Source organism: Brachybacterium sp. J144, assembly GCF_036321705.1.
In the GTDB taxonomy this organism is placed as follows: domain Bacteria; phylum Actinomycetota; class Actinomycetes; order Actinomycetales; family Dermabacteraceae; genus Brachybacterium.
Genome location: NZ_JAZDCG010000010.1, coordinates 21,167 through 29,266, shown reverse-complemented (window position 1 = coordinate 29,266; position 8,100 = coordinate 21,167). Strand labels below are relative to the sequence as shown.

Here is an 8,100-nt window from a genome sequence, read left to right as displayed (position 1 = left end):
CTGGGCCGACGCCGACGCACTGCAGGTGGCAACCGGTCGGCGCCCCCCTACCGATGCGGAGCGGGCCGAGCTCGAGGAGCTCGGCCCGCACAGCAGGATGCTGCCCCTCTCGCTCGGCTGACCCGTCTGCCGGCGTGGGGCAGGGTTCAGGCGCTCACGCACCCGTCGGGCGGGATCAGAGGGCGGGCCCGAGGACGTAGGTGCCCCCGACGGTCCCCGGATCCTCGAGGACCCGCAGCGCCCAGCCGGCGGCGTCGCGGCGCGAGAGGCGCAGGCCCAGTCGGCGCGGGTCCTCGCTGCGCACCGCCACGACGGCGGGATCCGCGGGGCCGTCCCCGAGGTAGCCGGGACGGAGGATCGTCCAGTCCAGGCCGCTGCCGACGACCAGCCGCTCCTGCGCGGTGTGGTCCGCCCGCGCGCCCGGCAGCAGCAGCGGGAACACGAGACGACGGGTGAGCAGGTCGAGCCGCGCCACGGAATCGCCGATTCCAGCGAGGACTGCACGACCAGTCGCCGTACCCCCGTCTCGTGCATCGCCGCGATAGTCGCCCGCGTCACCGCGGTGCGCACTCCGCTGCGGTCCCGGCCTGGCGCGCCCACCATCACCAGCACCGCATCGGCCCCGCTCAGGACCGTGCGCAGCGCCGTGCTGTCCGTCGCGTCCACGACGTGAGGCGTCGGTCCGACGGCGGGGCCGGCGCCGGAGCGGGAGACGGCGCGGACGTCGAGGCCCGCGGCATGGGCGAGCTCGGCGGTGACCGCGCCCGTCCCGCGGCTCGCGCCGAGGACGACCACGGTGCGGATGTCCTTCGGGGACGAAGGGGATGAGCGCGGGGACGGGGAAGGGGCGGAGGTGGTGGACGGGGTGCTGGAGGGGGCGGTGGACGGGGCGGGCGTGCTCTCTGCGGTGCTCATGGCTCGATCCTCGCCGCGCCACGCTGGACGATCCATGCGTGATCGACCGTTGTGCCTGCGCCATCGTCCATGATGGGATCGGCCCATGGACCCCCTGTCCGATGCGCTCCACGCCGTGCGATCCCGCAACGGGGTGCTGCACCGCTCCCAGCTCCGCACCCCCTTCGGGCTGCTCGTCGACGAGAGCTGCCCGCTCACCGTGCTGCTGGTGACCGAGGGCGAGGCCTGGATCCAGCTCGAAGGCGCGGACCCGATGCCGCTCGCCCGCGGGGTGGTCCACCTCGTCGCGACGTCGGGCCCGTACCGCGTGCTGGACCGGCCGGGCAGCCCCGTCCGGCTGCTCGTCAAGGACCAGACGGTCCGCACGGTCGACGGTGCAGAGCTGCCTCGCGCGGTCGACGACCTCCAGTGTCTCGTGGAGGAGGCCGAGGACGAGGGTGCGGCGCGCACGGTCCTGATCTCCGGCGACTACACGGTGACCCCGGGGATCGGCCGGCGGCTGATCGAGGCCCTGCCCGCCGTCGCGGCGGTCGCCCTCCCGGACGTCGCCCCGCTCGTCGGGCTGCTCGAGGCCGAGCTGGACCGCTCCGCCGCCGGGCGCCAGCCGGTGCTCGACCGCTGGTTGGACCTGCTGCTCACCGCGGCGCTGCGCAGCTGGTTCGAGGACGCGCAGACCGGTCCGGCATGGTGCGGCGCGATGGCGGATCCGCAGCTCGGCGCGGCCCTGCGGGCCCTGCATGCCGACCCCTCGGACCGCTGGAGCGTGGAGCGCCTCGCGCAGCGTTCCGGCATGTCCCGCAGCGCCTTCGCCGAGCGCTTCACCGCGGTGCTGGGCGTCGCCCCCATGACCTATCTCGCCGAGCTGCGCATGGATCTCGCGACCGATCAGCTGCTGAGCGGCTCCGCACCCCTGACGCGCATTGCACGCGACGTGGGCTACGCGAATCCCTACGGGTTCAGCGCCGCCTACAAGCGGATCCGCGGGCGCAGCCCCGCGCAGGTCCGCGCGGGCGCGGCCTGAGTCGAGCCCTCCGAGGCGGCGAGAGCCGCCCCGGTCGTCCTGGTCGCCCCTCTCGCCCCGAGACGCCGGCGGGGCTCCGGAGGCGACGCCCCCGGAGCCCCGACGGACCGAGAGATCCCGCTCAGGCGCTCACGCGCACGTCGGCGAGCGGCACCGCCTCCGGACGCTCGAGCGTCGAGGAGATCTCGACCCGCTGCCCGGAGCCGGAGGACTCGAGCATCGCGTTCATGACCTCGAGGGCGTGCTGGCCGAGCGCGCCGGAGGCCCGCAGTCGCTCGCCGCGGGTCGCCATGTCCTGCAGGGCGATGCCGCGCGAGGCCCCGACGTAGCCGGCCGACTCCGGCACGGCCTTCCAGCCGCCGGAGCCGAGCACGTTCGCCGACACCTCGCCGTCGAACCGGTTCGGGTCCGGCACGGAGAGACTGCCGAGGGTGCCGTGCACCTCGATCGGATGCGCATGCGTCGCGACCGCGTCGAAGCTCATGACCAGCGTCGACAGCGCGCCGGAGGAGTGGATCAGCACCCCGGTGACATGGGTGTCGGTGGTGACGGGGATGACCTCGCCCTCCCGGGCGCCCGAGCCGATGGTGCGCTCCGCGCGCAGCCGGCTCGACGCCCCGATCACCGCGGAGACCGGGCCCAGCAGCGTCACGAGGGAGTGGATGTAGTACGGGCCCATGTCCAGCAGCGGGCCGCCGCCGGGCACGTAGTAGAAGTCCGGGTTCGGGTGCCAGCGCTCGTGGCCCGGGGTCATCATCGTGGCGACCGCGGAGATCGGCGTGCCGATCAGCCCGTCGTCGATCGCCTGCCGGGCCGTCTGCGTGCCCGTGCCCAGCACGGTGTCCGGGGCGGAGCCCACGAGCACCCCCGCGGCCGCCGCGGCGGCGAGCACCTCGGCGCCCTCGTCGGCCGTGACCGCGAAGGGCTTCTCCGCGTGGACGTTCTTGCCCGCGGCGATCGCCCGCAGGTCGATCTCCGCATGCGCCGCGGGGATGGTGAGGTTCAGGACCGTCTCCACCTCCGCATCGGCGATCAGCTCGTCGACCGTGAGCGCGCGGACGCCCTCGTGCTCGGCCGCGACGGCGCGCGCCCGGTCCATGTCGAGGTCCGCGACGGCCACCAGCTCCACGTCCGGGAGGGTCGGGAAGGTCTTCAGGTACTGCGCGGAGATGTTCCCGCAGCCGATCATGCCCACCTTCATCGGGTCGCCTCCTGCGCGCCCGCGGTGCGGAGGGCGCCGTGCTCGCCGTAGGGCTGCTCGGAGCCGCGCGCCGCCCACAGCAGGCCGCGCTCGATGATGGTGCGCACGGTCGGGTCCTCGAGCACCTCGACGCGGTGGCCCGGGGTGGAGACGAAGATGCGGCCCTCGCCCCAGTGGCGGGTCCAGATCGCCGGTGAGGTCACCTCGCGGTGCCAGGGATCCCACTCCCGGACCTTCTGGGTGGTGGTGGCGAGGACGTCGCAGTAGTCGTCGGCCAGCACCCAGTACTGCTCGGTGACCAGGTCGAAGTCGCTGATCCCGGCGGTGATCGGATGGTCCGCCGCGGCGGGCAGCATGTTCACGGTGTAGGGCACGTAGTTGTCCGCCTGCTCGCCCTTGCGCTCGTCGGGGTGCTTGCCCGGGTGGCAGCCGAACTGCCCGCCGATGAGGGTCAGGTAGTCCGACTCGTTGCGGTAGCTGTCGGCGATGCCGCCGTGCCAGCCGGCCATGCCGGTGCCCGCCTCGATCGCGGCGCGCAGCCCCTCGAACTGGGGCCGCTCGATGGTGTTCATGGTGTTGCACTGGACGATCAGGTCGACCGTGGCCATGTACTCGGCGTCGGCGTAGATCGCCGGAGACTCCTCGATGCGGACGCTGAAGCCGTTCTCCTCCAGGAAGGGGATGAACAGCTCGGTCGCCTCGACCGGCTGGTGGCCGTCCCAGCCGCCGCGGACGACGAGGGCGACTCGGTGGGGGGTGGTGCTCATGCGGAGGTCTCCTGGGTGGTGGGGGTCTGGGGGCCGACGGGGGTCCAGCGCGAGCCGTCGGCATGGCTCGCCTCCACGGCGGCGAGGACGCGCTGGACGTGCAGGGCCTCGGCGAAGGAGGGCGAGGGGTCGGCGCCCTCGCCGATCGCGCGCACGAGGTCGACGACCTCATGGGTGAAGGTGTGCTCGTAGCCGAGGCCGTGGCCGGTGGGCCACCAGGCCGCGGCGTAGGGGTGCTCCGGCTCGGTGGCGAGCACGCGGGTGAAGCCCTGGCGGCCCGCGGGCGCGGTCGCGTCGTAGATCTCCAGCTCGTTCATGCGCTCGAAGTCGAAGGCGACCGAGCCCTTCGAGCCGTTGATCTCCACGCGCATCGCGTTCTTGCGGCCCTGCGCCATGCGGGTCGCCTCGACGGCGCCGAGCACACCGTTCTCGAGGCGGACGGAGAACAGGGCGGTGTCGTCGACGGTGACCTGCTGGCGCTCGCCGGAGGTGTCGCCCTTGCCGCCGAGGCCCTGCATCGCGCCCGCCGCGGGACGGGTGGGGACCACGGTCGCGAGGGTGCCCGAGACGGCGGCGACGTCGAGGCCGGAGATCCACTGGAGCAGGTCGATGACGTGCGCGCCGATGTCGCCGAGCGCGCCGGAGCCGGCCTTCTCCCTGTCGAGGCGCCAGGTCATCGGGGCGTCGGCGTCCGCGAGCCAGTCCTGCAGGTACTGGGCGCGGACCTGCCGGATCTCGCCCACGAAGCCCTCCTCGACCAGCTGCTTCGCGTAGGCGAGCGCCGGGGTGCGGCGGTAGGAGAAGCCGCAGATCGATCGGATTCCGCGCTGAGCGGCCTCGGTGGCGGCCGCCGCCATCTCCTCGGACTCCGCCACCGAGTTCGCGAGCGGCTTCTCGCACAGCACGTGCTTGCCCGCCGCGAGCGCCGCGAGGGCGATCTCGTGATGGGTGTCGCCCGGGGTGCAGATGTCGATCACGTGGATCTCGGGATCCTCGATCAGGTCCTGCCAGCGGGTGGTGTGCCGGGCGAAGCCGTACTGCTGCGCCGCCGCGGCGACCGCGGACCCGGTGCGGCCCGCGATCGTGTGCAGCACCGGCGTGGCCGGCAGGTCGAAGAAGCGGTGCGCGGTGCGCCAGGCATGGGAGTGGGCGGCCCCCATGAATCCGTAGCCGACGAGGCCGACGTTGAGGGGCTGGGGGGACGTGGGCACGGCGGGGGTCGTCTCCTCGGGAGGGGTGGGGCGTCGACCGCGGATCCGCCCTCGGGGGAGGTGCGGGGACCGGCTGCTGTCGGCGCTGACGGGGCGGCCCAGAGGCTCGCCCCCGGGATAGTAAGGAAAAATTACCAACCGGCTCCGAGGTGGTCAACAGCGGTCCGGCGGGGGTGGGGCGGGGCGATCTGTTGACCGATCTGCCGAAACGCCCTACGCTCTCGAAACGAAAGTTCAGCGAAAGATTGCTGAAGCACGGTCCGATCGGAGACCGGGAGGGGATCGGCGCCGACGGGGCCGTCCGGCCCTCCGCGGGTCCCGCACGATGAAGGAGCGCCATGACCACGCCGGTGTGGAGAGACCCGAGCCGCAGCGTCGACGAGCGGGTGGACGCCCTCATCGAGGAGCTGGACCTCGAGGAGAAGGTCGCCCAGCTCGGCAGCTACTGGAAGCGGCCGAAGATCGGCGACGCCGAGGGCTTCGCGCCGATGCAGGCGAGCTTCGAGGCGGGACGCGACCCGTTCGAGGCCGCTGTCGAGAAGGGCCTCGGGCATCTGACCCGTCCGTACGGCAGCGCGGCGCTCGATCCCGCGGAGGGCGTCGCGAACCTGCGGCGCCTCCAGCAGACCGTGGTCGCCGGCTCCCCCCACGGGATCCCGGCGCTGGTGCACGAGGAGTGCCTGACCGGCCTGATGGCGCACGGCGCCACGACCTACCCGGCGGCCATCGCCTGGGGCGCCTCCTTCGACCCCGAGCTGATCGGCGCCATGGCCGCCCGCATCGGCGAGGACATGCGGGCCATCGGCGCCCACATGGGCCTGTCCCCGGTGCTGGACATCGTCCGCGACTACCGCTGGGGCCGCATCGAGGAGACGATGGGCGAGGACCCGTACCTGACCGGAGTCCTGGCCACGGCCTATGTCCGCGGGCTCCAGTCCGCCGGGGTCATCGCGACCCTCAAGCACTTCGCCGGCCACGCCGCCTCCCGCGCCGGCCGCAATCACGCCCCCGTCTCCATCGGGACGCGCGAGCTGCACGACATCGACCTCGTGCCCTTCGAGATGGCGGTGCGCCAGGGCGAGGTCGGCGCCGTCATGAACTCCTACGCGGACCTCGACGGCGTGCCGCCGGCGGCGAACCGCTGGCTCCTCACCGAGCTGCTGCGCGACGCGTGGGGCTTCGACGGCACCGTCGTCGCCGACTACTGGGCCGTGAGCTTCCTGCAGAGCATGCACCGGGTCGTCGAGGACGACCGCGCGGCCGCGGTGGCCGCGCTCTCCGCGGGCCTGGACGTCGAGCTGCCGGAGACCACGGCTTTCCCTCATCTCGTCGACGCCGTCCGCGAGGGCGATCTCGAGATCGAGGTGCTCGACACGGCCGTCCGGCGCCTGCTGCGGCAGAAGATCGAGCTCGGCCTGCTCGACCCGGACTTCGACCCCGCCGCCACGGGCGAGGTCGTCGACCTCGATCCCGCCGGGAACCGCGAGCACGCCCGGCGGATGGCGGAGGAGTCGATCATCCTGCTCGACGACTCCGGCGCCCTCCTCCCGCTGGATGCGGAGGACGGACCGACCTCGATCGCCCTCGTCGGCCCCGCCGGCCTCCAGCCGCGCAGCCTGCTGGGCTGCTACAGCTTCACCAACCACGTCCTCTCCCGCCTCGAGGAGAACGGCACCTCCGTCGACGTGCCGACGCTCACCGCCGCGCTCGGCGCGGAGTTCCCGCGGGCCGCGATCTCCGCGGTCGCGGGCTGCGACTTCACCGGCGAGGACGCCTCCGGCATCGCCGAGGCGGTCGCCGCGGCGGAGGCCTCCGACGTCGCCGTCGTCGCGGTCGGCGACATCGCCGGGCTCTTCGGCGCGGGGACCTCGGGTGAGGGCTGCGACGTCGAGGACCTGCGCCTCCCCGGGCGACAGCACGATCTCGTCGAGGCCGTGCTCGCCACCGGGACCCCGACGGTGCTCGTGCTCATCACCGGCCGCCCCTACGCGGTGGGGGAGTACGTGGGTCGGGCCGCCGCGATCGTCCAGGCCTTCATGCCCGGGCAGGAGGGCGCCTCCGCGATCGCCGGGGTGCTCTCGGGCCGGGTGAACCCCTCCGGACGTCTGCCGATCGGCATCCCGGACGGCGTCGGCGGCCAGCCGGGCACCTACCTCGCCCCGGTCCTCGCCTGGGTCAGCGAGGGGATCTCGAACCTCGACCCCAAGCCCCGCTTCCCCTTCGGGCACGGCCTGAGCTACTCGCGCTTCGTCTACTCCGACCTCGAGCTCTCCGCGACGAGCATCGCCCCGGACGGCACGGTCGAGATCTCCGCGACCGTCACGAACGAGTCCGCGCGCGACGGCAGGGAGGTCGTCCAGCTGTACCTGAGCGATCCGGTCGCCTCGGTCGTCCGCCCCCTCAAGCGGCTCGTCGGCTTCACCAAGATCGACCTCCCCGCCGGGGAGAGCGCCCGGGTGACCTTCCGCCTCCACGCCGATCGGACCTCGTTCACGGGCCCGGACCTGCGGCGCATCGTCGAGCCCGGCGAGTTCGTGGTGCGCCTCGGCTGCTCGAGCGAGGACGTGACCCTCGAGGGGTCCTTCCGCATCGACGGCGAGGTGCGACACCTCGTCGAGGGGCAGCGCGTCCTGGACACACCCGTCGAGGTCGTGGCGGCGTCCTCGCCGGCGGGTCGCGTCCCGGAGCTGAACCTTTCGTGAGCGACGGGCGCCGGAGCGGCCGCATCCTCCGAGGGCGGGCCGCGCACCGGTGCGGCATCTCCTGCGGAGAGGCCACCATCAGCCCAGGTGGGAAGCGCATGACTGGTCCTTCGGCCGACGATGATCACAAGTCCATGTCGGTGTCGCCCGGGCTGTTTCCCGTCCTTGACGGCCCAGGGCGCCACCAGTAACCTAAAAACCACCGACAACCGGACCGAAAGTTTCCTTTCGGGGGTGTCACAGAGACGTGATGGAGAAGAGGTGAGGTATCGATGCGCAGCTC

At 73.0% G+C, this 8,100-nt stretch carries 6 protein-coding genes and 1 pseudogene; 2 read left to right on the top strand and 5 right to left on the bottom strand.

Annotation, left to right across the window (positions count from 1 at the left end; all coding sequences use genetic code 11):
• Positions 1-175: 175 nt before the first annotated feature.
• Positions 176-475, bottom strand: a complete 300-nt coding sequence (locus tag V1260_RS15820) for an NAD(P)H-binding protein (RefSeq protein WP_442878122.1) — start codon at positions 473-475, stop codon at positions 176-178.
• 17 nt (positions 476-492) lie between these two features.
• Positions 493-915, bottom strand: a pseudogene (locus V1260_RS15815) (NAD(P)H-binding protein); the annotation flags it as partial.
• An 85-nt stretch (positions 916-1,000) separates the two neighbouring features.
• Between V1260_RS15815 and V1260_RS05335 the strand changes: the two are divergent.
• Positions 1,001-1,936, top strand: a complete 936-nt coding sequence (locus tag V1260_RS05335) for an AraC family transcriptional regulator (RefSeq protein ID WP_329745769.1) — start codon at positions 1,001-1,003, stop codon at positions 1,934-1,936.
• Between the two features lie 121 nt (positions 1,937-2,057).
• On the opposite strand, the gene V1260_RS05330 is transcribed toward V1260_RS05335, so the two are convergent.
• Genes V1260_RS05330 through V1260_RS05320 form a run of 3 tightly spaced genes read right to left on the bottom strand, consistent with a single transcriptional unit; the run spans position 2,058 to position 5,115 of the window.
• Positions 2,058-3,137 carry a Gfo/Idh/MocA family protein gene (locus tag V1260_RS05330; protein WP_329745768.1) on the bottom strand — a complete coding sequence of 360 codons (1,080 nt, stop codon included), beginning with the start codon at positions 3,135-3,137 and terminating at the stop codon, positions 2,058-2,060.
• The gene (locus tag V1260_RS05325) at positions 3,134-3,904 is read right to left on the bottom strand and encodes a ThuA domain-containing protein (protein ID WP_329745767.1); all 771 of its coding nucleotides are present in this window, start codon (positions 3,902-3,904) and stop codon (positions 3,134-3,136) included. Before V1260_RS05325 ends, V1260_RS05330 begins: the two co-directional genes overlap by 4 nt.
• Positions 3,901-5,115, bottom strand: coding sequence for a Gfo/Idh/MocA family protein (locus V1260_RS05320; RefSeq protein WP_329745766.1), 1,215 nt, complete (start codon positions 5,113-5,115; stop codon positions 3,901-3,903). Before V1260_RS05320 ends, V1260_RS05325 begins: the two co-directional genes overlap by 4 nt.
• A 338-nt stretch (positions 5,116-5,453) precedes the next feature.
• Here V1260_RS05320 and V1260_RS05315 point away from each other — a divergent pair, with 338 nt between their 5' ends.
• Positions 5,454-7,817, top strand: coding sequence for a glycoside hydrolase family 3 N-terminal domain-containing protein (locus V1260_RS05315; protein ID WP_329745765.1), 2,364 nt, complete (start codon positions 5,454-5,456; stop codon positions 7,815-7,817).
• Positions 7,818-8,100: the final 283 nt, after the last annotated feature.

Excerpts from the sequence above, each read along its gene's own strand:
- V1260_RS05335 (WP_329745769.1), top strand. The coding sequence starts at position 1,001 with ATGGACCCCCTGTCCGATGCGCTCCACGCCGTGCGATCCCGCAACGGG.
- V1260_RS05330 (WP_329745768.1), bottom strand. The coding sequence starts at position 3,137 with ATGAAGGTGGGCATGATCGGCTGCGGGAACATCTCCGCGCAGTACCTG.
- V1260_RS05325 (WP_329745767.1), bottom strand. The coding sequence starts at position 3,904 with ATGAGCACCACCCCCCACCGAGTCGCCCTCGTCGTCCGCGGCGGCTGG.
- V1260_RS05315 (WP_329745765.1), top strand. The coding sequence starts at position 5,454 with ATGACCACGCCGGTGTGGAGAGACCCGAGCCGCAGCGTCGACGAGCGG.